At 73.2% G+C, this 25245-nt stretch carries 25 protein-coding genes; 13 read left to right on the top strand and 12 right to left on the bottom strand.

The window, feature by feature from the left end; genetic code table 11:
• Nucleotide 1 precedes the first annotated feature (1 nt).
• The 3 genes from LV78_RS26070 to LV78_RS26060 form a co-directional block, all read right to left on the bottom strand.
• On the bottom strand, nt 2–1507 hold the full coding sequence (locus LV78_RS26070; RefSeq protein ID WP_253848263.1) for an MFS transporter: 1506 nt from the start codon (nt 1505–1507) through the stop codon (nt 2–4).
• A 274-nt stretch (nt 1508–1781) separates the two neighbouring features.
• On the bottom strand, nt 1782–3077 hold the full coding sequence (locus tag LV78_RS26065; protein WP_253848261.1) for a cytochrome P450: 1296 nt from the start codon (nt 3075–3077) through the stop codon (nt 1782–1784).
• A gap of 31 nt (nt 3078–3108) precedes the next feature.
• Nucleotides 3109–4278, bottom strand: coding sequence for a cytochrome P450 family protein (locus LV78_RS26060; protein WP_253848259.1), 1170 nt, complete (start codon nt 4276–4278; stop codon nt 3109–3111).
• Nucleotides 4279–4488: 210 nt separating this feature from the next.
• Between LV78_RS26060 and LV78_RS26055 the strand changes: the two genes are divergently transcribed.
• Nucleotides 4489–5643 (top strand): TetR/AcrR family transcriptional regulator, encoded by a 1155-nt coding sequence (locus tag LV78_RS26055; RefSeq protein ID WP_308208755.1) that lies wholly within the window; start codon nt 4489–4491, stop codon nt 5641–5643.
• A 211-nt stretch (nt 5644–5854) separates the two neighbouring features.
• Nucleotides 5855–6010 carry a hypothetical protein gene (locus tag LV78_RS26050; RefSeq protein ID WP_253848257.1) on the top strand — a complete coding sequence of 52 codons (156 nt, stop codon included), beginning with the start codon at nt 5855–5857 and terminating at the stop codon, nt 6008–6010.
• 238 nt (nt 6011–6248) lie between these two features.
• Here LV78_RS26050 and LV78_RS26045 read toward each other — a convergent pair whose 3' ends face one another.
• The 3 genes from LV78_RS26045 to LV78_RS26035 form a co-directional block, all read right to left on the bottom strand.
• Nucleotides 6249–6710, bottom strand: coding sequence for an acyl-CoA thioesterase (locus LV78_RS26045; protein WP_253848255.1), 462 nt, complete (start codon nt 6708–6710; stop codon nt 6249–6251).
• A gap of 10 nt (nt 6711–6720) precedes the next feature.
• Nucleotides 6721–7890: an MFS transporter gene (locus tag LV78_RS26040; RefSeq protein ID WP_253848253.1), complete on the bottom strand. Its 1170-nt coding sequence runs from the start codon at nt 7888–7890 to the stop codon at nt 6721–6723.
• Between the two features lie 299 nt (nt 7891–8189).
• Nucleotides 8190–8786, bottom strand: coding sequence for a TetR/AcrR family transcriptional regulator (locus tag LV78_RS26035; protein WP_253848252.1), 597 nt, complete (start codon nt 8784–8786; stop codon nt 8190–8192).
• A gap of 136 nt (nt 8787–8922) precedes the next feature.
• Between LV78_RS26035 and LV78_RS26030 the strand changes: the two genes are divergently transcribed.
• From LV78_RS26030 to LV78_RS26005, 6 genes are all read left to right on the top strand, one after another.
• The gene (locus LV78_RS26030) at nt 8923–10056 is read left to right on the top strand and encodes a Scr1 family TA system antitoxin-like transcriptional regulator (RefSeq protein WP_253848251.1); all 1134 of its coding nucleotides are present in this window, start codon (nt 8923–8925) and stop codon (nt 10054–10056) included.
• Between the two features lie 82 nt (nt 10057–10138).
• The gene (locus LV78_RS26025) at nt 10139–11368 is read left to right on the top strand and encodes a glutamate-cysteine ligase family protein (RefSeq protein WP_253848250.1); all 1230 of its coding nucleotides are present in this window, start codon (nt 10139–10141) and stop codon (nt 11366–11368) included.
• Nucleotides 11369–11763: 395 nt separating this feature from the next.
• Nucleotides 11764–13092, top strand: a complete 1329-nt coding sequence (gene egtB / locus LV78_RS26020; protein WP_253848249.1) for an ergothioneine biosynthesis protein EgtB — start codon at nt 11764–11766, stop codon at nt 13090–13092.
• Complete coding sequence (gene egtC / locus LV78_RS26015; protein WP_253848248.1) at nt 13093–13839, top strand: ergothioneine biosynthesis protein EgtC; 747 nt, start codon at nt 13093–13095, stop codon at nt 13837–13839. It abuts the gene before it with no gap.
• Nucleotides 13836–14798 (top strand): L-histidine N(alpha)-methyltransferase, encoded by a 963-nt coding sequence (gene egtD / locus LV78_RS26010; RefSeq protein ID WP_253848247.1) that lies wholly within the window; start codon nt 13836–13838, stop codon nt 14796–14798. The genes egtC and egtD overlap by 4 nt, the downstream gene beginning before the upstream one ends.
• Nucleotides 14799–14992: 194 nt before the next feature.
• Nucleotides 14993–16582 (top strand): alpha/beta hydrolase, encoded by a 1590-nt coding sequence (locus LV78_RS26005; protein ID WP_253848246.1) that lies wholly within the window; start codon nt 14993–14995, stop codon nt 16580–16582.
• Between the two features lie 18 nt (nt 16583–16600).
• On the opposite strand, the gene LV78_RS26000 is transcribed toward LV78_RS26005, so the two are convergent.
• A complete protein-coding gene (locus LV78_RS26000; protein WP_253848244.1) occupies nt 16601–16828 on the bottom strand; it encodes a hypothetical protein in 228 nt (75 codons plus the stop codon).
• Between the two features lie 220 nt (nt 16829–17048).
• Between LV78_RS26000 and LV78_RS25995 the strand changes: the two genes are divergently transcribed.
• A complete protein-coding gene (locus LV78_RS25995) occupies nt 17049–17795 on the top strand; it encodes a DddA-like double-stranded DNA deaminase toxin (RefSeq protein WP_253848243.1) in 747 nt (248 codons plus the stop codon).
• On the top strand, nt 17792–18178 hold the full coding sequence (locus tag LV78_RS41755; protein ID WP_253848242.1) for an Imm1 family immunity protein: 387 nt from the start codon (nt 17792–17794) through the stop codon (nt 18176–18178). The genes LV78_RS25995 and LV78_RS41755 overlap by 4 nt, the downstream gene beginning before the upstream one ends.
• A gap of 1 nt (nt 18179) precedes the next feature.
• Here LV78_RS41755 and LV78_RS25985 read toward each other — a convergent pair whose 3' ends face one another.
• Nucleotides 18180–18389, bottom strand: a complete 210-nt coding sequence (locus tag LV78_RS25985; RefSeq protein ID WP_253848241.1) for a hypothetical protein — start codon at nt 18387–18389, stop codon at nt 18180–18182.
• A 143-nt stretch (nt 18390–18532) separates the two neighbouring features.
• Here LV78_RS25985 and LV78_RS25980 point away from each other — a divergent pair, with 143 nt between their 5' ends.
• Together LV78_RS25980 and LV78_RS25975 are read left to right on the top strand one after the other, a co-directional pair.
• On the top strand, nt 18533–19399 hold the full coding sequence (locus LV78_RS25980) for a helix-turn-helix domain-containing protein (protein WP_253848240.1): 867 nt from the start codon (nt 18533–18535) through the stop codon (nt 19397–19399).
• 12 nt (nt 19400–19411) lie between these two features.
• A complete protein-coding gene (locus LV78_RS25975) occupies nt 19412–19606 on the top strand; it encodes a DUF397 domain-containing protein (protein WP_253848239.1) in 195 nt (64 codons plus the stop codon).
• A 2-nt stretch (nt 19607–19608) separates the two neighbouring features.
• Here the strand turns inward: LV78_RS25975 and LV78_RS25970 are convergent, their stop codons facing one another.
• Genes LV78_RS25970 through LV78_RS25960 form a run of 3 tightly spaced genes read right to left on the bottom strand, consistent with a single transcriptional unit; the run spans nt 19609 to nt 21607 of the window.
• Entirely contained in the window at nt 19609–20259 is a 651-nt protein-coding gene (locus LV78_RS25970) for a response regulator transcription factor (protein ID WP_253848238.1), read from the bottom strand.
• Nucleotides 20256–21395, bottom strand: a complete 1140-nt coding sequence (locus tag LV78_RS25965) for a sensor histidine kinase (RefSeq protein WP_253848237.1) — start codon at nt 21393–21395, stop codon at nt 20256–20258. The genes LV78_RS25970 and LV78_RS25965 overlap by 4 nt, the downstream gene beginning before the upstream one ends.
• Nucleotides 21395–21607 carry a hypothetical protein gene (locus LV78_RS25960; RefSeq protein ID WP_253848236.1) on the bottom strand — a complete coding sequence of 71 codons (213 nt, stop codon included), beginning with the start codon at nt 21605–21607 and terminating at the stop codon, nt 21395–21397. The genes LV78_RS25965 and LV78_RS25960 overlap by 1 nt, the downstream gene beginning before the upstream one ends.
• A 294-nt stretch (nt 21608–21901) precedes the next feature.
• Between LV78_RS25960 and LV78_RS25955 the strand changes: the two genes are divergently transcribed.
• Nucleotides 21902–22276 carry a peptidoglycan-binding domain-containing protein gene (locus LV78_RS25955; protein WP_253848235.1) on the top strand — a complete coding sequence of 125 codons (375 nt, stop codon included), beginning with the start codon at nt 21902–21904 and terminating at the stop codon, nt 22274–22276.
• A gap of 66 nt (nt 22277–22342) precedes the next feature.
• Here the strand turns inward: LV78_RS25955 and LV78_RS25950 are convergent, their stop codons facing one another.
• Entirely contained in the window at nt 22343–25156 is a 2814-nt protein-coding gene (locus LV78_RS25950) for an aconitate hydratase (RefSeq protein WP_308208754.1), read from the bottom strand.
• Nucleotides 25157–25245 lie beyond the last annotated feature (89 nt).

The raw sequence follows: 25245 nt of genomic DNA, 5'->3' as shown, positions 1-25245 counted from the left end.
TTCAGTGCCCGCTGATCGTCCCAGCCCGGCCCCGGTCGCCCCGGAGCAGGACCGCCGTGGCCACCGCGCCCACCACCAGCAGTCCGGCCGCCACGACCAGCACCCAGGTGAACCCGGTGTCGAACGCCGCGAACGCGGGCTCCAGCACCGCCCGGTCGCCGTTCGCGCTGGTCACCGCCCCGGCCAGGCTCTCCCGCGCGGCCTGCGGCGCGTCACCGGGCAGGTCGACGACGGCGCTGTACACGCCGGTCAGCAGGCTGCCCAGCAGCGCCACGGCGGTGAGGCTGCCGAACTCGTAGGACACCTCCTCGACCGAGGACGCCATCCCGGCCCGGTGCGCGGGCGCGCTGCCGATGATCGCGGACGACGCCACGCCCATCACCCCGCCCATGCCCAGGCCCGCGACCACCAGGCCCGCGATCACCCAGCCGAGCCCGGCGGGCAGCGCGACCGCCGTCCACACCACGCCTGCCGCCGTCACGGCCAACCCGCCCGCGATCAGCACGCGCAGGCCCACGACGTGCAGGAACGCCCCGCCCGCGAGCCCGGTGACCAGTGAACCGAGTGCGGCGGCGGCGACCACCAGCCCGGCTTCGAGCGGGCTGAACCCGGCGACGAGCTGGAACCGCTGCGTGGTCACCAGCTGCACGCCCGCCATCGCGAACATCGCCACGCCCGCGCTCAGCACGCCCGCCAGGAACACCGGGTTCCGGAACAGCGCGAAGTCCAGCAGCGGGTGCGCGAGCGAGCGCTGGCGGCGGGTGAACGCCCAGAACCCGGCGGCCGACGCGGGCAGCGCCACGGCCAGCACGGGCAGCGAGACGGTGGCCGCCGCCAGCTCCTTGATCACCAGCACCAGGCCGACCAGACCCACCATGACCTGCAACGACGAGATCGCGTCCCAGTGCTTCGAGCGGTCCGCGACGCCCTTCGGGGCCACCAGCGCGGTCGCGACGAGCGCCACGAGCACCACCGGCACGTTCACCAGGAACACCGAGCCCCACCAGAAGTGCCGCAGCAGCAGGCCGCCCAGCACCGGGCCGAGGGCCGCGCCGACCACCGCGACGCTGCCCCACACGGCGATCGCGAGGTTGCGCTCGCGCTCGTCGGTGAAGGACAGGCGGATCAGGGCGAGCGTCGCGGGCATCATCGTCGCGGCGCCCACGGCCAGCGCGGCGCGGGCCGCGATCAGCACCTCGGGGGAGGTGGCGAAGGCGGCCAGGAGCGAGGCCGCGCCGAACAGCACGAGGCCGATCAGGAACATCAGGCGGTGGCCGACGCGGTCGCCGAGGGTGCCCGCGCCGAGCAGCAGACCGGCCATGACCAGCGGGTACGCGTTGATGATCCACAGGCTCTGGGTGGCGCTGGCCCCGAGGTCCCCGGTGAGGGTCGGCAGGGCCGTGTAGAGCACCGAGTTGTCCAGGGTGATCATCAGCAGGCCCAGCGCGACCGTGACCAGCAGGGTCCACCGGTGGGACGTGCCCGCAGGCGCGTTCACCGTCGTCATGACCGTCCTCGTTCCGCTCTTGGGCTCTCCGCCCGGTCAAACTGCACCTTCCGGAAGGTACAGTTTGCGGGAGCGGGCAGGGCGCTCTGAAAGGGCGGAAAGTGACGAGAGTCAACCGAAGGGTGGGCTGGAGCGCGCTAAAACCTCGCCGCCCTCCCGGAGGAGGGCGGCGAGGGTGTTAGGGGCGCGGGGTGGCCCGCCACGGCGGCGGTGCGGCGGGACAGTCCCGCGCTGAGACCAAGCATGCACCACGACCCCGTCAAACCGCCCGTGATCAGCGCTTGTTCAGCTCGATCGTGTGACCCACGGAAGTGGAAACAGGCAGGGACACCGGCCCCCGGATCGTCCCCGACCGCCTCGGCCGCACCCGTCCGGCGAGCTCCAGGTCCGGGAACCGCCCGAACAACCCGCGCAGCGCGGCCACCGCCTCCATCCGCGCCAACCCGGCCCCCAGGCAGTAGTGGATGCCCGACGAGAACGCCAGGTGCTCGCGCCCGCGCTCGCGCCCCGGCAGGAACCGGTCCGGCTCGGCGAACACCTCCGGGTCCCGGTTCGCGCCCGCCAGCAGCAGCACCACCGGCGTCATCGGCCGCAACCGCGACCCCGCCAGCTCCACCGGCTCGAACGGCGCCCGGATCGTGTAGCGCACCGGCGGGTCCAGGCGCAGCACCTCCTCCACCACGGCCTCCGCCCACGCCTCCTCAGCGACCAGCCGCTCCCGGTCCAGCGGCCGGTCCAGGAGCAGCAGCACCGCGTTCCCGATCAGGTTCACCGTCGTCTCGAACCCGGCCACCAGCAGCAGCTCCGTGGTCGCGAGCAGGTCCGCCCGCGACAGCCCCGGCTCGGCGACCAGCGCGCTGACCACGTCCTCGCCGGGCTCGCGCCGCCGGAGTTCGACGAGGTCGTCGAGGAACGCCTCGAACTCCACCAGCGCCACCCGCAGCCGCCGGGCCTGCCGCGCCGACCGCACCCCGTCCAGCGAGGAGATGATCGCGCTGCCCCAGCGGCCGAACGCCGAGTGGTCGCCGCCGGGGACCCCCAGCAGGTCCGCGATGATCCGCACCGGGACCCGCGCCGCGAAGTCCTCCACCAGGTCGAACCGCTCCCGACCGGCCAGTGCGCCCAGGTGCTCGTCCATCACCCGCCGCACCGACTCCTGCCTGGCCCGCAGGCCGCGCGGGGTGAACCACGGGGCGGCCAGCCTGCGCAGCCTGCCGTGGTCCGGCGGGTTGAGGGTCAGGAACGAGTCCGTCACCGGGTTCACCAGCTGGCTGGACAGCCCCAGCGCCTCGGGCGGCGGCAGGGGCTGGAGCACGCCGAAAGCCGGGTCGCGCAGCACCTGGCCGCACACGGCGTGCGAGGCGGTGACGCGCATCCCGAGCTTGCTCCGCCCCAGGTCACCGCCCGCGCGCACGCGTTCCTGCTCGCGGTCGCGGTCCCAGCGGGGTGAGGTGTCCAGCAGGCGCGCGACGGGGTCGCCGAAGGCGGCTCGGGCGCGGAGCGAGGCGCGCAGCACGGACAACGAGGTGGCGGACTTCAGGGCGGCCAGGCGCGGGCTGCGGCTCGACATCACCCCACCGTGGCCGAGCGGGGGGGCCGGTTCAAGCGGTTCGGGACAAGCGCACCCGCAACGACGCGAGCCGCCAGGTGCCGCCGTCCGGGGCCCGCTCGGGGCGCTCGGCCGGCTCGACGACCGGGTAGCGGTCCAGCAGGGCGGTGATCGCGACCTCGGTCTCGACCTTCGCGAACGCCGCGCCGAGGCAGAAGTGCGGGCCGTGCCCGTACGCGAGGTGGCCGCCCTCGGCGCGGGTGAGGTCGAGGCGGTCCGGGTCGGTGTACGACCTCGGGTCGCGGTTCGCGCCGACCAGGGACGCGGTGATCGGCGCGCCCGCCGGGATGGTCTCGCCGCCGATCTCGACCTCCTCGGCGCCGAACCTCGGGGTGGCCATCAGCTGCGGGGTCGCCCAGCGGGTCAGCTCCTCCACCGCGCGCGGGGCCAGCTCGGGGCGCTCGCGCAGGAGGGCCAGCTGGTCGGGGTGGGCGAGCAGGGCCTCCAGGGCGTTGACGATCAGGTTCGCGGGGGTCTGGCCCGCGAGCACGAGGTGCCAGACGAGGGTGACCAGCTCGGTGTCGGTGAGGCCGTTTTCGACCTCCAGCAGCCACGACAGCAGGTCGTCGCCGGGGTTCGCGCGGCGGTGCGCCACGGCGGCCTTGGCGCCTTCCATCACGTCGGGGATGGCGGCGACGAGGCCTTGGAGGTCGCCGGAGACGACCGCTGAGCCGTGGGCGCGCCACCGCTCCCGGTCGGGCGCGGGGATGCCGACGAGCTCGCAGACGACGTCGCTGGGCAGCGGGGACGTGTAGTCGGCGAGCAGGTCGGCCTCGCCCTCGTCGGGCAGCGCGTCGAGGAGGGTGGTCACCAGCTCGGTGATCCGGGGGCGGAACTCGGCGGCGCGGCGGGCGGTGAACGCGGGTGCGGCGAGCCTGCGGACGCGCTGGTGCTCGGGGCCGTTGAGCTCGGACATCGTGCGCATGTACCGCAGGCAGTGGTCGGGGATGCCGGGCAGGCCGATGAAGCTGTTCGAGCTCACTGTGAGGCGGGGGTCGGACAGGACGGCCTTGGCGTCGTCGTGGCGGGTGGCGACGCGGAGGTCGCCCATGCCGGGGATGGGCATCACGGCGATGGGGGCCTGCTCGCGGGCGGTGCTGTGCGCGGTGAAGGGGTCGAGCAGGGTCTTGGGGTCGGCGGGGTCGAGGCGGGGGTTCGTCACGGGGGTGCTCCAGGTGGATAATTCAGATGTTCTCATCATTCGGATGTTCAAAGTATCTGGATGGGGGTTTGCTGTCGAGGGTTGGGGGGCGGTCTGGGCGGCGAGAACCACCCGATCGTGAGAGGTCCCAGGGTGTTGGAATGCGATCTTCCGGTGCCGGAGAATTGATCGCGGAGGAGATGGAGCGAGCGGAGGGGTTGCGGTGAGCGGGTGGTGGGCGTGGCGCGGCTGACCAGGGTGCAGACGCAGGAGCGGACGAGGGTCGCGGTGCTCGCTGCGGCGCGCGCCGAGTTCGCCGAGCGCGGGTACCGGGACGGGCGGGTCGACGCCATCGCCGAGCGCGCCGAGCTGACCAGGGGGGCGGTCTACTCGAACTTCCCCGGCAAGCGGGCGCTGTACCTGGCGGTGCTCGCGGACCTGGTCGAGCGGACCCAGGCCCCACCGGGAGCCCGGCCGGGGCGGAACCTGGAGGAGGCGCTGGGGGCGCTGGCGCGGACGTGGGTGACGCCGGCGCCGGGTGGGATCGGTCGCGCGCTGCCACCCGAGCTGGCGGGTGAGATGGCGGACGTGCTGGGCGCCTTGGCCGGGGTCAACGCCGTGCTGCTCGGACTGGCCGTCGAGGGCGTGGCCGGGGTGCGCTGGGACGGCCCGATCCACACCCGCCGGGTGCGGCTGGCCGAACTGGTGCTGGCGCTGCTGCACGGGGCGAGGCAGCTGGACTCCCTGCCGGGTGGGGCGGGGGCGCCTGCGGCGTACGACGTGGTGAGCGCGTGCGAGCGGCTGGCGGGGCTGGTGATGGACGACTGGTGGGCGCCTGCGGAGGCGGCGGTCGAGGCGAGCGAGGTCGATCGGGAGTGGGCGGTGCCCGAGGGCTTGGTCGACCTGGTGAGCGGGAAGACCGTGGCATCCGGCGGTGGGGCGGTTCCTGGGCCTGGTAGTGGGGCGCCGGGTGGTGGGGCGATGCCGTCGCCCGGCAGCGGGGCAGTTGCCCTGTCGGGTGACGGGGTGGTCGCGGTGCTGGGCGTGCGGCGGTTGGACGCGGTGGAACGGGTGGCGAGGTGCGGGGTGCCGGTGACGATCGCGCTGGTGACCGACACACCCGTCGAAGTGCTACCGCTGGTGCGGGTGGTGGTGGGTGAACTGTGCGCGGCGGTGCGGGTGGCGTTCCCGGAGGCGGCGTGGCCCGAGGTGCGCTTGGTGTGCGATCCGGGCGGGCGGCTCGCGACTGCGGCCGGGTTCGCCGAGTCCGGGGACATGACCGAGGCGGCGGCACTGCTGTCCGACGGTCGAGTGGTGGCGACCGCTGAGGGAACCGGCGCGGTCACGGCCGTCCTCGGCACCCGATCGCTCAGCAGGGAGGGGTGATCATCTGGGCTGAGGGCTGAGGGCTGAGGGCTGAGGGCTGAGGGCTGAGGGCTGAGGGCTGAGGGCTGAGGGCTGAGGGGGCCGAACCCTGGCACTGGCACTGGCACTGGCACTGGCACTGGCACTGGCACTGGCACTGGCACTGGCACTGGTACCGGTACCGACCGCGACTGCGATCACCACCTCACGCCCGACCCTGGTCGTGGACCGCGTGGACCGCGTGGACCGCGTGGACCGCGTGGACCGCGTGGACCGCGTGGACCGCGTGGACCGCGTGGACCGCGTGGACCGCGTGGACCGCGTGGACCGCGTGCTGCGGGGCGCGGGTGGCTGGTCGTGGGTGATGGGCGGTGGGTGGCTGGTCTGAGGCTTGGGTAGTGCGGCGCGGGTAGGCGACGGGCTATGCGGCGCTGGTCTCCGGAAGCGGGGGCGAGGGTGTGTCTGCGTGCTTGCTGCTTTCTTGTGGCTCGCTGCCGGTTACGGGGTGGCCGTTCTCGTGAGCGGGTTCGGTGGGCAGGGCTCGCGGGCGTGCTTCGTGGATATGTCCTGCGGTGCCTGGGTGCCTGGGTGCCTGGGTGCCTGGGTATGTGGGCGGTGCGTGGTGGTTAGGGGCGTTTGGTGACCTGGCCGTTGCGGGTGGCTGTGGTGGTGGTTCGGGTTCGGTGTTCTAGGGCTCTGCGTAGTTCGTCTGGGATCGGGGTGTGTCTGGGTTCCGGGGTGCCGCAGGCGGTGTAGCGGGTCCAGCCGACTGCTACCGGGGTGCCGTCCACCTCTGCCTCGAAGCCGAGGGTCATCGTTGTGGTGCCCAGGGTGCGCACTCGTACGTTGATGCGCATCATGTCGTCGAAGCCTGCTTCGCCCAGGTAGCGCACCGATGTCTCGGCCACCGCGAACTCCACGCCGTGCTTCTCCAGCTCCCGGTACGAGCCGAGCAGCGACCTGACCGCCTCGACCATCGCAGCCTCGAAGAACACCGGGTAGCGGGACGCGTGCACCACGCCCCGCCGGTCGCAGTCGACCGGGCGGACCCGGACGCGGTGCACGTGGGCGGGGCGGGGATCTGCCATGCGCGGGATACTAGGGCGTTACCCGAAGGGGTTTCCGGTTCGTAGTGGCGGCTGCTCCGACCGTCGCAGCGAGCACCTGTCCTGCGGCGGCCAGCCAGATCACCCCTGACGGGGGGAACGATGACAGCAGGGTGCCGCCTGCTGCTGCGCCCAGTGCGTATGCGCCGATCTTGAGGCTTGCGCCCGTGGTGGAGAGCTGGCCCAGCAGGGTGGGTGGGGTGTAGCGCTGTCTGGCGTTGATGGTCGCGGGGAGGATCGGCGCGTCCACCAAGCCGGTGAGCGCTACCAGTGCCATCAGTGCCCACGTTGTGGTCGCCAGTGGCCACGTGGCCAGGGCTGCGCCGTACAGGAGCAGGGCGGTGAGCATCACGTGTTCTGGACGCCTGCGGTTCAACCAGCCGCGCAGCACCAGCAGGCCCACCACGCATCCGAGCTCCAGCACGGCCAGCAGTAGGCCCAGGCGGGCCGGGGTGCCGTCCAACTCCGTCAGGCGGGCTGGGAGTGCTGTCGCCAGGAGGCCCACTGCGCCGTAGCCCAGCACCGAGGCGATTGTTGTGCCCCGTAGCGGTGGGGTCACCGCGAGATGGCGCACGCCCTGGCGCAGCGCGACCAGCAGTGGTGGGTGTGCGGCTGGTGGGTGTGGTGGGACGCGCAGGCAGAGGGTGCACAGGCCACCTGCCAGTGCCAGTGCCGTGATCACCAGCACCGCGGTCACCGGTCCGCTCGTTGCTGCCAGCACGCCGGCCAGTGCCGGGCCGGCGATCGCTGCGGCGTTGAACAGCAGCGCGTCGTTCGAGGTTGATCGGGACAGGTCGGTGGTCAGTCTGGGGATCAGGCTCGTGAAGCCACCGCTCGTCAGGGGGAGGGCCAAGCCTGCCAGGAACGCCAAGGCTGTCAGGGCTGGTGTGCCTGGTAGCAGGGCCATGCCCAGGGTCGAGGCGGCCAGTGCGAACTGGTTTCCCGCCAGCGCGGCCACGGGGTGTGTCGTGCGGTCCAACCAGGCGCCCAGCAGCGGGCCTGACACCACCGATGGGATCGTGTAGGCGGCTACCACCAGTCCGGACAGCGTTGAACTGCCGGTGCGCTCCAGTGCGAGCAGCACCAGGGTCACGGCGACCATCTCGTCGGCGAGCCTGGCCGAGCCCGCGCACAGCAGGTACAGCCGCATCACGTGGAACACCCCTCAACCTCGGCCGAGTGCTGCGGACAGGGTCCTCCGGCATGGCGGCGTCTGGGGCGATATCCGGCTACACCTGGGGCGATATCTGCGACGACAACTGCGACGACGACTGCGACGACGACTGCGACGACAACTAGGTGACGTGAACACGGGAGTGGGCGCGGGCGCGGGTGTTGGGTCGGGCGTGGGGGAAGCGTGCCGCCCTGCGGTTGGGGGTGCGGCAGGTCGACCGGTCGTGGGGAGTGGGCAGCCTGTCGGGCGGAGGGGCGGAGGGGCGCGGGGGCTGCGGGGCGGTGGGGTCAGCCTGTGCGGCGGTGGCGGCGGACGGATTCCTCGACCAGGTCCAGGACCGGTTCCAGGTCGTCTGCTGGCAGGCCCATCGCCAGGTGGGAGACCAGGCCTTCCAGGACCAGTTCCAGGAACGACGTCAGCACGGTCACGTCCACGTCGTCGCGCAGCTTGCCCGCCTCGCGCTGGCGCAGCAGGCGCTGTCTGGTGGCGTCGGTGAGCTGGCTGGAGCGCTCCGCCCAGCGGCCTCGGAACTCCGGGTCCGTGCGCAGGCGCCTGGACACCTCAAGGCGGGTGCCCAGCCAGTCCGCCGGGTGCTGCTCGCCGTCGTCGTGGCGCGGGGTGGCGAGGAGCTCTCGCATCACCTGGACCAGGCCCTGCTCGGCCACCACCTCGGCCATGCGGACCGCGTCGTCCTCGGCCAGGGCCAGGAACAGCGACTCCTTGTCCCGGAAGTGGTGGAAGATCGCTCCCCTGGACAGGCCGGTACCCTCTTCGAGGCGGCGCACGGTGGCACCCTCGTAGCCGAAGCGCGCGAAGCAGGCACGCGAGCCGTCAAGGATCTGGCGGCGGCGGGCGTCTAGGTGGTCCTGACTCACCCTGGGCACCGGGTGATCGTCCCAGCACCCGCCCCCGAAATCCAATCAGTACGTACGGATTGTTCCGTCAATCATGTGATCCTTTGGGGTGCACTTTCCGGGCGCTCGGCGAAACGCCAGGTCAGAACACGTATGGTGCGGTTCCGTGAGATCAGGGGACGGGGTGTCGCCGTGGCCGCTCTGGACGCCGTCGAAGCGGATCGCGGTCGACGTCGTCGACCTCGTGCGCCTGGTGGGCGGCAGCCAGCGGGGTGATGAGCGGCGAGCCCGGTCGCTCGTCTGCTATGAGGTGCTGGTCGTGCCCGAGTGGTTGCGCACTGCGGAGTACGCGTTGGCCTACAGCAGCGGTAACGGCGACGGGGACAACAGGGGTAACGGCGGCAACGGGGATAACGGCGGCGACCGCGATGGTGGGGGCAGCAGCGACGGCGGCGGCGGCGGGAGCGGCAGCGACGGCGGCGGCAACGGCGGCGGCGGGGACAACAGTGGCGGCGGCAACGGCGGCACCGGGGGCAACAGCGGCGGCACCGGGGGCAACGGCGGCAGCGGGGATAACGGCGGCGTCGGCGGCGGGGGCAACAGCAGCGGCGGGGATAACGGCAGCGAGGGCGGCAACGGCGGCGGTAGTGGTGGCAGCGGCTGCAACGGCGGTGGCAGCGGTGGCGGAGGCGGTGCGGGGAGCGGTGACTGCCTGTGTGCCTGCGGTGGGGCCGAGTCCGAACCCAGGTTCGAGACCGAGCCCGAACCCGAGAGCGACCACAAGCCCGGACCCCAACCCAGGTCCGAGCCCGGACCCAGGGCTGAGCCCGAACTCAGGTCCGAGTCCGGGCCCAGGTTCGAGCCCGAGCCCGGACCTGAGCCCGGACCTGGACCCGGACCCGAGTTCAGGCCCCCGACCCCGCCCGCCGAATCCGCCTTCTACCTGCACGAAGCCGTCCTGCACGCGGTCGTCGGTGGGCCCGGCGCGCACGCCGCGCAGGTGCGCGCCCTCGCCGCCTCGCCGTGGCCGGTGCGGGTGGTGCCGTTCGGGGTGGGGGCGCACCCGGCGCTGGCCAGGCCGTTCGTGTACCTGGAGTTCGCCGACTCGCCGCCCGTGGCCTACTCCGGTGGTCGGGTGGAGAGCGCCGGGCCGCACCGGGACGCCCTCGCCGTGCTGCAGGAGCTCGCGCTGCCCGTCGGGGCCTCCCGGACCCTGCTGGCCACGTGGAAAACCGCCGTTCACGCGCCGCTCGCGGGCCGTGGCGCTGCGTGCACATCGGACATCCCCTATTCCCATTGATCCGTAAGGGTTTTGTTCGCTGCGGCGATCGGTATTCCCGGTGTAGCGTCGAGCCCGACCGAGGCCGACACGGGGAGTGCGCATGGTTGTCGCAGTTCACCCAAGTCCGGCGCACGGGCCGGCTCCCGCGTCCTTCCGGGACCGCGCGGAAGCCGAGGCCTACGTGGCGTCGGTGTGCTTCAAGCACGGACCGCCGAGGCTCATCGGCGTCGAGATCGAGTGGACCGTCCACCACCTGGGCGACCCCTCCCTACCCGTGGACGCGGCGCTGTTCTCCGCCGCCCTGGGCGACCACGCGCCCCCGACCCTGGTGCCGGACAGCCCGCAGCGCCCGCTGCCCAGCGGGACACCGCTGACGGTCGAACCAGGCGGCCAGGTCGAGATCTCCACCCCGCCGCGCGACTCGCTCACCGAGCTGCTCAAGACCGTCGCGTCGGACGTCGACCACCTCGCTGGCCTGCTGGAACCGGCCGGTTTCACCCTCGGTGACCGGGGTGCGGACCCGTTCCGCCCGCCGAGCCGTCTCCTGGACGTCCCCCGCTACCGGGCGATGCAGCACGCCTTCGACCCGCTCGGCCCGGACGGCCTGACCATGATGTGCAGCACCGCCGGGCTCCAGGTGTGCCTCGACGCGGGCGAGGGCTCGGACGTGGCCACCCGCTGGGCCGCCGCGCACGCGCTCGGACCGGTGCTGATGGCCCTGTTCGCCAACTCGCCGGGCGTCGGCGGCCTCCGCACCGACTGGGCCAGCGCCCGGATGCGCACCCTCTACGGCACCGACCCGGTCCGCTGCCGCCCCGGCGCGGTGTGCGACGACCCGGCCTCGGCCTGGGCCCGCCGGGTGCTGGACGCGCCGGTCATCGTGGTGCGCAGGCCCGGCCCGGACTGGATCCCGCCGCACCGCCTCACCTTCGCCGAGTGGATCGACGGGGCGCTCGACCGCAGGCCCACCGCCGAGGACCTGGACTACCACCTGACGCTCCAGTTCCCGCCGGTCCGCCCGCGCGGCTACCTGGAGATCCGCTACCTGGACACGCCCGGTCCCGGCGGCTGGATTCCCCCGGTGGTGCTGCTGGCCGCGCTCTTCTCCCACCCGTCCGTGGTGGACTCGGTGCTGGACGCGACCGGTCCCGCCGTCCGGCGCTGGCTCACCGCCGCCCGGTACGGGCTGGACGACCCGGTGCTGGCGCGCGTCGCCGCCCAGGTCGTGGAGCTGGGCTGCGCCGCGCTGCACCGCACCGACCTGTCGCCTGCGCAGGCCGACGTGGTGGCCGAGGAGCTGCACCGCGCGCTCGCCGCAGGGCGCGGCTGACGGTCCCGGCGCGCCGCCGACGTCGCGCCGCTTCCCCGCAGCGCCCGGTCCCCGCAGCGCCCAGTCCCCGGAAAGCCCGGTGCCCGCGCGACCGCCATCGAACCGGCCGAAGGTCCGCGCGAGGCCCCTCACCGCAGGTCCCCGAGGTCGGTGCGGGTCCCACCGCCCCGACCCCGACGACCCCGGCAGCCCCCCGCGCCGCGACCCCGATCCCGGTCGCGGAACGGGCTCGCGCTGCCACGCGACCAGCTGTCCCACAACGAGAAGCGCGGTCGTGCCGCACCACGGAGGACCGCGCCGCCGAACGAGCGACGCCGAACCGGGCGCCGCTCACCGAACACCGCTGAGAAGAACCCGCTGACCAGAACTGCACAACAGTCCGGAGGGGGACTTTCATGACCAGCGCCGAAGACCTGCGCGCGACAGTCGCGGAACAGCTCACCAGGGCCAGGGCCCGCAGCGCCGCGCTCACCGACGCCGTGGACGACGACGACCTGGTGCGCCAGCACTCCAAGCTCATGTCACCGCTGGTGTGGGACCTCGCCCACATCGGCAACCAGGAGGAGCTCTGGCTCGTGCGCGACGTCGGTGGCCGCGAGCCGGTGCGCGCCGACATCGACGAGCTGTACGACGCGTTCAAGCACTCCCGCGCGGCCCGCCCCGAGCTGCCGCTGCTGGGGCCCGGCGAGGCGCGCGGCTACGTGCGGGAGGTGCGCGACAAGGTCTTCGACGTCCTGGAGCGCACCCCGCTGGAAGGCGCGCGGCTGCTCGACGGGGCGTTCGCGTTCGGCATGATCGTGCAGCACGAGCAGCAGCACGACGAGACCATGCTGGCCACCCACCAGCTGCGCACTGGCGCCCCGGTGCTGCACGCCCCGCCACCGCCGCCCGGTGGTCCGGTCGGGCCGCCGGAGGTGCTGGTGCCGGGCGGTCCGTTCACCATGGGCACCTCCACCGAGGCGTGGGCGCTGGACAACGAGCGGCCCGCGCACCAGGTCGTGACCGAGCCGTTCTTCATCGACACCACCCCGGTCACCAACGGCGCGTACGCCGAGTTCGTCGCGGACGGCGGCTACCGCGACCCGCGCTGGTGGAGCGCCGCCGGGTGGGACCACGTCCAGCGCGCCGAGCTGGAGGCGCCGCGCTTCTGGTCGCGCTCCGGCGACGCCTGGCACCGGCGCGCCTTCGGCGCCACCGCGCCGCTCGACCCCGCGCAACCGGTGGTGCACGTGTGCTTCCACGAGGCCGAGGCCTACGCGCGGTGGGCGGGCAAGCGGCTGCCCACCGAGGTCGAGTGGGAGAAGGCCGCCCGGTTCGACCCGGCGACCGGGCGCTCGCTGCGCTACCCGTGGGGCGACGACGACCCGACGCCCGAGCACGCCAACCTCGGTCAGCGGCACCTGTCCCCGGCGCCCGTCGGCGCCTACCCCAGGGGGGTGTCGCCGCTGGGCGTGCACCAGCTCATCGGCGACGTGTGGGAGTGGACCAGTTCGGACTTCCTCGGCTACACCGGGTTCGAGGTGTTCCCGTACGCCGAGTACTCCCAGGTGTTCTTCGGCGCGGACTACAAGGTGCTGCGCGGCGGCTCGTTCGGCACCGACCCGGTGGCGGTGCGGGCCACCTTCCGCAACTGGGACTACCCGATCCGGCGGCAGGTCTTCGCCGGGTTCCGGTGCGCGCGCGACGCGTCGCCGGAGGTAGCGCGCGAGGCGGTGGAGGGCTAGGTGTGCAGGCACCTGGGGTACCTCGGGCGGCCGGTGCCGCTGTCGGCGCTGCTGTTCGACCCGCCGCACTCGCTGGAGCACCAGTCGCACGCGCCGGTGGACATGCGGCGCGGCGGCACGGTCAACGCCGACGGGTACGGGGTCGGGTGGGCCGCCGAGGACGGGCAGGTCGCCCGGTACCGGCGGTCCGGGGCGATCTGGGCGGACGAGAACCTGGCTTCACTGGGCCGCGTCGTGCGGTCGGGCGCGGTGCTGGCGGCGGTGCGCTCGGCCACGGTCGGGATGCCGGTGGTGGAGACCGCCTGCGCCCCGTTCGCCGGCGACGGCTGGCTGTTCAGCCACAACGGCAAGGTGCCCGAGTGGACGAAGTCGTTGGCTCGCCTGGCTTCCGGGCTCCCGGTGGAGCGGTTGCTCGCGCTCGACGCGCCCACGGACTCGGCGCTGCTGTGGGCGCTCGTGCAGGACCGGCTGCGGTCCGGCGCGGGCGCGGAGGAGGCGGTGGTGTCGGTGCTGCGCGAGGTGGACGCCGCCGCGCCCGGCTCGCGGTTGAACCTGCTGCTGCTCGGCCACGGGGTCGTGGTCGGCACGACCTGGACGCACTCGTTGTGGGTCAGGCGGGACGAAGGCGGGGTGCTGGTGGCCTCCGAGCCGCTGGACACCGGTGACGGTTGGCGGGAGGCGCCCGACCGGTCGGTCGTGGTGGCTTCCGAGTCTGCTGTGGACGTTCGAGCGATAGGACGACGATGACCGAGCTTGACGTGCGACTGACCCCCGACGAGGCGGCGCGCGCGCTGCGCGAGGAAGCCGCGGCCGGGCTGGCCGACACGCCGAAGTGGTTGTCCCCCAAGTGGTTCTACGACGCGGTGGGCAGCTCGCTGTTCGAGGACATCACCCGGCTCCCCGAGTACTACCCGACGCGGGCCGAGCGGGAGATCCTGGCCGCGCGGGCCGGTGAGGTCGCGGAGCTGACCGGCGCGGCGGAGCTGGTGGAGCTGGGGTCGGGGTTCTCGGTGAAGACCCGGCTGCTGCTCGACGCCCTGCGGCCGACGCTGCGCCGGTTCACGCCGCTGGACGTGTCCGAGTCGGCGCTGCTGGCGGGGGCGTCCGGGCTCGCGGACGACTACCCCGGCGTGCGGGTCCGCTGCGTGGTCGGGGACTTCACCCAGCACCTCGGCGCGCTCCCGGTGTCGGACGGGCGGTTGGTGGCGTTCCTCGGCGGCACGATCGGGAACCTGCTGCCGGAGGAGCGCGGGAAGTTCTTCGCGGCAGTGCGGGAGTCGTTGCGGGCCGGGCAGTGGCTGCTGCTCGGCGCGGACCTGGTGAAGGACCCCGGAGTCCTGGTGCGGGCGTACGACGACGCGGCCGGGGTGACCGCAGCGTTCAACCGGAACGTGCTGCGGGTGCTGAACCGGGAGCTGGGCGCGGGGTTCGACCCGGAGGCGTTCGCGCACGTCGCGCGGTGGGACGCCGAGCGGGAGTGGGTCGAGATGCGGTTGCGGGCCGGGCGGGCGATGCGGGTTCCCGTTCCGGGGCTGGGGATCGAGGTGGAGTTCGCGGAGGGGGAGGAGCTGCGGACGGAGGTGTCGGCGAAGTTCCGGCGGGACGGGCTGGAGCGCGAGCTGGGCGAGTCCGGGTTCGCGGTGCGGCGGTGGTGGACCGACTCCGAGGACCGGTTCGCGCTGGTGCTGGCGCAGGCGGCCGGGTGAGCTGATCCTGCGGTCACCGGGCGGCGCGGGTCCTCCGGGGCTCGCGCCGCTCGTCGTCGCGGGGGGACGGGGGGTGCTTCGGGGGGTGCGCCTCCGGGCGTTCCCCGATGTGGGAGGCGGTGGCGGCGGGCAGCGTGGGCGTTCAAGGGCGCCGCCGGTGGGCGGCGCCGGGGACGTGCTGAGGGGAGTCGCCGGTGCGGACGTCGTTGGTGCGCGGGGCCGGGGTCGCTGGTGCGGCGCTGGTGCTCGTGCTCCCGCTGACCTCGGGGGTCGCGGGTGCGGAAGGTGGTGCTGGGCGGGGTTTCCCGGCGCCGGAGGTGGTCTGGTCGGCCTGCGCGGCCGAGCTGCTGGAGGAGTTCCCGGAACAGCTGCGCGGGCGGTTGTCGTGCACCGGGCACGAGGTGCCGCTGGACCACGACCGGCCGCGCGGTGAGCGGATCACGCTCTCCGCGCTGAAGCTGGCCGCCGCCGATCCGGGCGCCCGGATCGGGTCGTTGTTCACGAACCCCGGTGGTCCCGGCGGGTCCGGGGTGCTCTCCGTCGCGTCCGCGCCGGACCGGTTCGACGCGGAGGTGCTGCGGCGCTTCGACGTCATCGGGTTCGACCCGCGCGGGATCGGGCGCAGCACGCCGGTGGTGCGGTGCCTGACCACGCAGGAGCAGTCGGACGAGCTGCGGGCGCGGCTGGCGAAGCTGCCGCTGGGCGCCGAGCAGGAGCGGGCGCACCTGGCCGCCGCGACCGAGTACGGGCGGGAGTGCGCGCGCAACGGCGGGCCGCTGGTGCGGAACATCTCCACCGAGGACGTGGCGCGCGACCTGGACCTGCTGCGGCAGGGCGTGCGGGAGCAGCGGTTGACCTACGTCGGGTTCTCCTACGGGACGCTGCTCGGGGCCACCTACGCGAACCTGTTCCCGTCGCGGGTGCGGGCGATGGTGCTGGACGGCAACGTGGACCCCGCGCTGCGCACCGACGACGGGATCGAGAACGACCGGCGGCGCGCTGAGGGGTTCGAGCTGGCGCTGCGCGGGTTCCTCGACGAGTGCGCCGAGGTCGGGGAGCGGTGCGCGTTCGGCGGCGGCGATCCGCGGGCGAAGTTCGACCTGGTGCGCGAGCACCTGCGCGCGGGCGGGACGTTGGCGCTGCCCGGCGGGGAGGTCGTGGACTACACGGGGTTCGTGAACCGGGTGGCGGGGGCGCTGTACGCGCCGGAGGAGTTCCCGCTGATGGCGACGTTGCTGGAGCACGCGCACCGGGGCGTCTCCGGGGCGGTCGGGGCGGCGTCCGCGCAGGTGCCGGTCGCGTGGCCGGTCCCGGAGCGGAGGTGGGACCTGCTGGCGGACGCCGAGTACACCGGCAACGACACCGCGCTCGGGGTGAACTGCGCGGACAAGCCGTTCCCGCGCAGGCCGCAGGACTACCCGGCGGTGGCGGCGGACTGGGAGCGGCGGATGCCGACCTTCGGGCGGTGGCAGGCTTCCGCTGATCTCCTGACCTGCTCGGTGTGGCCTCGGGTGCGGGAGCGGTACGCGGGGCCGTGGGACCGGGAGACGGCGAACCCCGTCGTGGTGGTGGGGAACTACCACGACCCGGCCACCCGGTACGACTTCGCGCGCGGGATGGCCTCGGAGCTGGGGAACGCGCGGTTGGTGAGCGTGGACGCGTTCGGGCACTGCGTGCTGGGGGACAGCGCCGGGGTGGACGCGGTGGTGCGGGACTACCTGGTGGGGCTGGAGGTCCCGGCGGACGGGCAGGTGTTCCACCCGGACGTCCGGCCGTTCGGCTGATCCGCGACCCCGGCTGCTTCACAGCTCCTCGCGGCCCATGCCCTCCGCGCGCCGGTCGCGGCGCCACCACGCGTGGTCGACGGCGACCTCGGCGGTGGCGAAGCCGACCACCAGGGCGGTGGAGAGGCCGTCGGGCCAGCCGAAGAGGGCCCAGGTCGCGGTGAGGGCGAGCGCTGGGGCGAGGGGGAACCAGACCCTGGTGCGGCCCAGGGAGTCGTTGCGCAGCCACCACAGGAACAGGACCACGGGCCTCCTTCCACGCAGCGGCCGAAGATAGCCGAGGGGTGGGCGGTGGCCGGGACGGGGAAACCCCGTTGGGCCGACGGGTTCAGCGGGGCGCGGCTGTTGGGGTGAACCAGGCGGGCTGCTCCGCCCGGTCTGCTCGTGCGCCGCACTTTTCGGGAGTGCTCCGCGCCTGCGCCCGGCACGGTCGAGCTGTGGGGGCTCGACGTGACGGGGGAGCGCGGTGGGTGGTGGGGTGGTCGGCGAGCTGGCCGAGGTCGAGGTGCTGCTCGACGCGGCGTCGCGGGTCCTGCACGAGGGCGAGGACTTCGCGCGGGAGGCCTTGGAGGGCTTGGAATCGGTCTTCGCGGGCAGCGGGAGGGACGACGTCCGGGAGTGCCTGGCGGCCTACGCCCTCGTCCTCACCGAGATGGGTGAGATGCGCGAGTTGTTGTCGGGCGTGCGCGCGTCGGTGGTCCGGGTCCGGGCGACGACGGCCAGACTCGTCGGCGACGGGGGCGGACCTGCGGCGCGCGCCGAGCGGGAGCCGCCGCCGGTGGTCGCCCGCGACGGGACGCGCTACCCGGAGCAGGCGCGCTGGTGCGTCGGCGAGCTGCCGCCGAGGGTGCGCCCCGGAGCGGGGGACCGCACGGTCGGCCACGTCGTCGACGTGCCCGCGCCGTTCACCTCGGGGGACGACGGCACGTGGGGGCCCGCCGTGCGGGAGCGCATGGCGGCGCTGGGGATCCGCACCCGGATGCGGATCTACCAGCACGTCGAGATGAAGGTGGCGATGATGATGGTCGGGACCGGTCGGCGCAGCGTCGCGCTCGTGATCAACAACGCGCCCTGCGGATCGCAGCCGGGGCAGGTGGCGCTGGGGTGCCACCAGGCGCTGGAGCGCTTCCTGCCCGAGGGGAGCGAGTTGGTCGTGCACGGGTCGACGAGTGCCGGGGAACCCTGTTCCTGGGCCTACCGGGGGAAGGCGTGAGCGTGGGACTGCTCGGTGCTGAAGAGGTCGACGTGTCCGGGTGCGCGCCCGGTGAGCTCGGGGGGTTGTTGGCGCTCGCCAACTCGGGGAGGACCGGCGCGGCCGGGCTCGTGTGGTTCCTCGTGCGCGGGGGCGGGACCGGGTTGACGGTGGGGGTGCGCGGGGACGTCGGGGCGCTGGACTGGTTCGGGGTCGAGGGGACCGAGTTGCCGGTCGGTGGTCTCAACCCGGTGGGGCGGGACTACTTCACGGTGACCGGGACGCACAACGCCATGCCTGCGGGCAGCGAGCTGCCGTTCGACCTGGTGGTCGAGGTCGTCGAGGAGTTCGTCGCCACGGGGGAGCGGCCGACCCGCGTGCGGTGGCGCGCCGAGGTGGGGTAGGTCAGGCCTCCGGCTCGCCCTCCTCCAGCGCGCGCAGCGCCTCGTCCAGCGCGTCCCGGCAGGCCTGGAGCATCGTGGTCGGCATCTCCAGGGTCACCTCGACCGGGCCCAGGATCATCAGGCTCGCGCGGTCCGGGGAGTCCGGGCGGCAGACCACCGGCCTGCCCTCCTCCAGGTAGAGCCAGGTCGACGCGGTCTGGGTGGTGGGCACTCGGGGCTCCCGGAGGTCGGCGGGTGGTGCTGCACACGTTATCTACGTGCGTAGGAAATGACATTTACCCAGTTGGGTGACCTTGCTCGTGTGGGAAAGGCGCTAGATTGCGCCACCGTGCCAGCTGGGGGGACGTGAGGACGATGCGGCAGGTTCAGCCCGAGCACATCCAGATCGCGGCCACGCTGCGGCGGATGCGGGAGCAGGCCGGGGTGGGGCGGGACCAGGCCGCGCTGCTGCTCGGGTGCACCATCTCCAAGATCGGGGACCTGGAGACCGGGCGGTCCCGGCCCAAGCCGGTGGAGCTGGAGCGGTTGCTCGACCACTACGGGGTCATCGGGGACGAGCGGGGTGAGCTGCTGCTGTTCGCCCGGAACTCGCGCGGACGGCGGGCGCCCGGCCCCTACACGGCCGCGACCGTGCCCAACAACCACCGGCGGATCGTCGACCTCGAAGCCCAGGCGATCTCGTCGATCTGCTACTCCGGCGAGTTGATCCCCGGCATCCTCCAGATCCCCGCCTACGCCAGAGCCACGCTGGAGTGGGGTTCCCACGACCGGCCCGACGAGCAGGTCGAGCGCCTGGTCGAGCTGCGGCTGGAGCGTGGGAAGCTGTTGACCCGCACCGAACGCCCGCCGCTGCGCTACTGGTGCATCCTCGGTGAGGGCGCCCTGCGGGTGAGCATCGGTGGACCCGACGTCATGCGCGCCCAGATCGAGCACCTGATCCGCTTCAACACCACCACGGACCACGTGATCGTGCAGGTCATGCCCTACTCGGCGGGCATCCACGCGTTCCGGGGGATGCTCGCGACCCTGCACCGGTTCCCACCGCCCGCGCCGGACATCCTGCTGACCGACAGCTACGGTCGGGAAACCGTGCAGGACAAGGCATCCGTGGTCGAGCGCGCCACGCACCACCTCGAACTGATGCGCGGCATGGCGCTCAGCCGGGAAGCGAGCACCCGGCACATGCGCGAGTTCGTCGGCGTTGCGCCGGGACAACGGTGAAATACTGGGGACATGCCTCTGAAGCACGACGAGTGGTTCGTTCCGCGCCGCACGACCAACGGCACGACCTGCGTCGAGACCCGGTTCACCGACGACGCCGTGTTCGTGCGCAACAACCTGCGCCCCGACGCCGGCACGGCGGTGTTCACGCACGAGGAGTGGGCGGTCTTCGTCGCGGGCGTGCGGGACGGCGACTACGACCTCTGAGGTCAGGCCGGCTCGGCGTCCCGCGCCAGCAGGGCGATCTGCACCCGGTTCTCCACCCCGAGCTTGGTCAGCACCCGCGACACGTGCGCCTTCACCGTGGGCACGCTCAGGTGCAGCTCGTCGCCGATCCGCGCGTTCGACCAGCCCCGCGCCACGGCGAGCGCCACGTCCCGCTCCCGCCCGCTGAGCCCCTCCAGCGCCCGCCGCGCCCGCTCCCGGCGCGGGCCCGCGTCGGCGTCCACCACGCGCGCGATGAGCTGCCGGACCACCGACGGCGACAGCATCGGCTCGCCCGCCGCCACCGCCCGCACCGCCTCCACGATCCTCGGCGGCGGGGTGTCCTTGAGCAGGAAGCCCGCCGCGCCCACGCGCAGGGCGCGCAGCAGGTGCTCGTCGGTGTCGAACGTGGTCAGCACGATCACCTCCGGCGGGTGCTCGGTGCGGCGCAGGCGCTCGGTCGCGGTCAGGCCGTCCAGGTTCGGCATCCGGATGTCCATCAGCACCACGTCCGGCCGCTTCTCGCGCACCGCCCGCAGCGCCTCGGCGCCGTCCGAGGCCTCGCCGACGATCTCCACGCCGGGCGTGCCGCCGAGCATCCACGCCAGTCCGGCGCGCACGAGCGGGTCGTCGTCCACCAGCAGCAACCTGATCACCAGGGCAGCCTGGCCCACAGCCGGTGCCCGCGCGCGCCCACCCCGTGCTCCAGCTCGCCGCCGACCAGCGCGACCCGCTCCGCCAACCCGGTCAGCCCCGCGCCCGCGCCGGGTACGGAGAGCGCGGTCCCCAGCGGGTTGTGGACCTCCACGACCAGGTCGGCGCCCGGTCCGCCGGACAGCCGCACCAGCACGTCCTGCCCCGGCGCGTGCTTGCGCGCGTTCGTGAGCCCCTCCTGCACCACCCGGTACGCCGCCCGCCCGACCGCCTCGGGCGCCCCCGGCGCCACCGAGTCCTCGACCACCACCCGCGCGCCCGCCAGCCGGGACTGCTCGACCAGCTCGCCCACCGCGTCCAGCACGGGCGCCGGGCGGTCCGGCGACTCGACCGGCGCGCGCAGCACCCCGATCACCTCGCGCACGTCCTGCAGCGCCAGGTGGCTGGTCTCCCTGATCACCGCCGCCGCCCGCGCGACCTGCGCCCGGTCCGCGTCCGCCCGGTACTCCAGCGCGCCCGCGTACACGCTGAGCAGCGACAACCGGTGCGCGAGCACGTCGTGCACCTCGCGCGCGATCCGCTCCCGCTCGGCCCGCGCCGCCGCCTGCGCCCGCTCGTGCTCCCGCTCGGCCCGCTCCCGCGCCTGCCGCTCGGCCTGCTCGGCGCGCTCGCGCAACGAGTCCACGAGCTGCCGGTGCGCCCGCACCGACGCGCCCCAGCCGGTGACCCCGGCGTACAGGACCACGCTGAGCACCACCGATTCCACCGGGGCCAGCTCGGGGTCCACCCGCAGCAGCGGGTAGACCGGCGCGGTGAGCAGGGCGAGCGCCCCGACGGCGGCGACCACGCGCGGCGGCCGGTGCACGGCCAGGCTGAACAGCGCCAGCGTGGCCGCGCCCTGCACCGGCAGGGACACCGCGCCCAGCACGCCCAGGACCGCGGTGACCAGGACCGGGTGCCGCTTGCGGGCCCACAGGAGGGCGCAGCCGAGCGCGGCGGCGAGCTGGTCGGCGAGCAGCAGCCAGTGCGGCAGGTCGGTGAGCTGGGTGCGGTAGACGAGGGCGTACCCGGCGGCGAGGGCGAAGAACGCGCCGTCGACCAGCCAGTCGCGGTTGCCGCGGCGTGACGGGGCGGGCATCAGCGCACGTCGCCGTCCCGCAGCCTGCTGTGCGCGAACGCGGTCAGCGCGACCCCGACGACCAGCACGAGCGCGTTGGCGAGCAGCTCGTTGCCCGCGACGCCGGGGACGTGCGAGATCACCCCGCCGGGCCCGAACCCGAGCAGGTCGCGGCCCGCGCCCAGCAGGCCGTTCAGGGCGAGGAAGGCGCCCAGGAGCTCCAGTGCTTTCACGGTGGTGACGGTAGGGGAGCGGGGGCGGTGGTGAATCCGCGTTTGGTATCGGGCCCCGGTCCGTTGGTAGGGGGTGGGGCGCTACCTGAGCAGCCTGCGCCGCAGCGGAGGGACCGCAGCGGGGGCCGTTGCGGTGGACCGGCTGGGCCGGGCGGGGTTTTCGAGCCTGCTCGAAGAAGTTGTCCCGGCGACGACGGGCGGCCGAGCATGGGACGACCCGGAGAGGGGCTGCGGGTGGGGAACCGCAGTCCGGATCCGCACTTCCGGTGGGTCGAGAGCTAGGGGGAACAAGTCATGGGTCGACGAGCTCTGGTGCTGCTGGCCGCGCTGTTCGGCGTCGTGCTCGCGGGTGGGACGGCGGTGGCCGCGCCAGGCGAGGTCGGGGCGCTGCACAACTGCCCTTCCGCGGCGGCGCGGGACATCGGTCAGGGTGACAGCGGGGCCTACGTCAGGCGGGTGCAGTGCCTGCTGAACTGGGCCATCAACCCGAGCACGTACCACCACATCGCCGAGGACGGGGTCTTCGGGCCGGACACCAGGGGCAAGGTGGTCAAGTTCCAGCAGTGCGCCAACGCGCTCGGCGCGGGGCTCGCGGTGGACGGCCGGGTCGGGTCGAAGACCGCGCCGCACCTGGAGTGGTGGGCGCAGCACACGGCCTACATCTGCTGAGCCGGTGAACGCGGGAGGGGCCGCCCGCGCCGAAGCGCGGACGGCCCCTCCGTGCACCGCTCAGGACTAGCTGCGGACCATCTTGCGCAGCACGTACTGCATGATGCCGCCGTTGCGGTAGTAGTCCGCCTCACCGGGGGTGTCGATGCGCACGACCGCGTCGAACTCGACGGTCGACCCGTCGGCCTTCTTCGCGACGACCTTCACCGTTTCCGGCGTCACGCCGTTGTTCAGCTCGGTCACCCCGGAGATGTCGAACACCTCGGTGCCGTCCAGGCCCAGCGACGACGCCGACTCACCGGCCGGGAACTGGAGCGGCAGGACGCCCATGCCGATCAGGTTCGACCGGTGGATGCGCTCGAACGACTCGGTGATCACCGCGCGCACGCCCAGCAGCGAGGTGCCCTTGGCCGCCCAGTCGCGGGACGAGCCGGAGCCGTACTCCTTGCCCGCCAGGACGACCAGCGGCACGCCCGCCTCGGCGTAGCTCGCCGACGCGTCGTAGATCGTGGTCTGCGGCGCGCCCTCGGCCAGGAAGTCGCGGGTGAAGCCGCCCTGGACGTCGTCGAGCAGCAGGTTGCGCAGGCGGATGTTCGCGAACGTGCCGCGGATCATCACCTCGTGGTTGCCGCGCCGCGAGCCGTACGAGTTGAAGTCCTTGCGGTCCACGCCGTGCTCGGTCAGGTACTTGCCCGCGGGCGAGTCTGCCTTGATCGAACCGGCCGGGGAGATGTGGTCCGTGGTGACCGAGTCGCCCAGCAGCGCGAGCACGCGCGCGCCGCTGATCTCGGTGACCGGCTTCGGCTCCATCTCCATGCCCTCGAAGTACGGGGGCTTGCGCACGTAGGTGGAGTCGTCGGCCCACTCGAAGGTGTTGCCGGTCGGCGTGGGCAGCGACTGCCAGCGCCGGTCACCGGTGAACACGTTCTCGTAGCCCTTGGCGAAGCCCTCGGGCGAGATCGCCGAGCCGACGACCTCCGAGACCTCCTGCGGCGACGGCCAGATGTCGGCCAGGTAGACCGGCTTGCCCTCGTTGTCGGTGCCCAGCGGCTCGGTGGTGATGTCCTTGTCCATCGAGCCCGCGAGCGCGTACGCCACCACGAGCGGCGGGGACGCCAGGTAGTTCATCTTGATGTCGGGGTTGATCCGGCCCTCGAAGTTCCGGTTGCCCGACAGCACCGACACCGCGGCGAGGTCGCCGTGGTTGATGCCCGCGCTGATCTCGTCCTGCAGCGGGCCGGAGTTGCCGATGCACGTGGTGCAGCCGTAGCCGACCAGGTGGAAGCCCAGCTTCTCCAGGTACGGCATGAGACCGGCGCGCTCGTAGTAGTCCATGACGACCTTGGAGCCGGGCGCCAGCGTGGTCTTGACCCACGGCTTGCGCTCCAGGCCCTTCTCCACGGCCTTCTTCGCCAGCAGCGCCGCGCCGATCATCACCGACGGGTTCGAGGTGTTGGTGCACGAGGTGATCGCGGCGATCGCGACGGCGCCGTGGTCCAGCTCGAACTCGTTGCCGTCCAGGGTCACCTTGACCGGGTTGGACGGGCGGCCCTCGCTGCCGGTCGCGGCCGAGTGGACCACGCGCGGCGCGCCGCCGTTGTCACCGTTCGCGGGCGAGATCGGGTCGCTGGCCGGGAAGGTCTCCTCCACGGCCTCGTCCACGCTGGAGGCCGAGGTCGGCTCGGTGTCGGAGACGTACGCGCCCAGCGCCTGGCGGAACGCGGTCTTGGACGACGCCAGCTCGATCCGGTCCTGCGGGCGCTTCGGACCGGCGATCGACGGGACGACCGTCGACAGGTCCAGCGACAGCGTCTCGGAGTACACCGGCTCGCGGTCGGCCTCGTGCCACAGGCCCTGCTCCTTGGCGTACGCCTCGACCAGCGCCAGCTGCTCGGCCGAGCGGCCGGTCAGCTTCAGGTAGTCGATGGTCTCGCCGTCGATCGGGAAGATCGCGCAGGTGGAGCCGAACTCCGGGCTCATGTTGCCGATGGTGGCGCGGTTGGCCAGCGGCACCGCGCCGACGCCCGAGCCGTAGAACTCGACGAACTTGCCGACCACGCCGTGCTTGCGCAGCATCTCGGTGATCGTGAGCACCAGGTCGGTGGCGGTCGCGCCCGCGGGCAGCTCGCCGTGCAGCTTGAAGCCGACCACGCGCGGGATCAGCATCGACACCGGCTGGCCCAGCATCGCGGCCTCGGCCTCGATGCCGCCGACGCCCCAGCCCAGCACGCCGATGCCGTTCACCATGGTGGTGTGGCTGTCGGTGCCGACCAGGGTGTCCGGGTAGGCGACGCCGCCCCGCACCATGACCACGCGGGCCAGGTGCTCGATGTTGACCTGGTGGACGATGCCGGTGCCCGGCGGGACGACCTTGAACTCGTCGAACGCGGTCTGGCCCCAGCGCAGGAACTGGTAGCGCTCCTTGTTGCGCTCGTACTCCAGGTCCACGTTCAGCTCGAAGGCGTCCGGGCGGCCGAAGATGTCGGCGATCACCGAGTGGTCGATGACCAGCTCGGCCGGGGCCAGCGGGTTGACCTTCGCCGGGTCGCCGCCGAGCTGGGTCACGGCCTCGCGCATGGTGGCGAGGTCGACCACGCAGGGCACGCCGGTGAAGTCCTGCATGACCACGCGCGCGGGCGTGAACTGGATCTCCTTGTTCGGCTGGGCGCTGGGGTCCCAGGCGCCGAGCGCGCGCACGTGGTCGGCGGTGATGTTCGCGCCGTCCTCGGTGCGGAGCAGGTTCTCCAGCAGGATCTTCAGGCTGTACGGCAGGCGCTCCGCACCCTCGACGGCGCTCAGTCGGTACACCTCGTACGAGGCGTCGCCGACCGAGAGCGTGCCGCGGGCGCCGAAGCTGTCCTTGCTCGCTGGTGCAGTCACGTCCAACTCCATCTGGTGACTCTGGTGACGCGCATAAGTCGGTAGGGGAACATCCGTGAGTCTTCCGCACCTGTGGGTGCGGCGCCCTC

Source organism: Actinosynnema pretiosum (assembly GCF_024171695.1).
In the GTDB taxonomy this organism is placed as follows: Bacteria; Actinomycetota; Actinomycetes; order Mycobacteriales; family Pseudonocardiaceae; genus Actinosynnema; species Actinosynnema pretiosum.
This window is presented reverse-complemented; position numbering and strand designations above follow the sequence as displayed.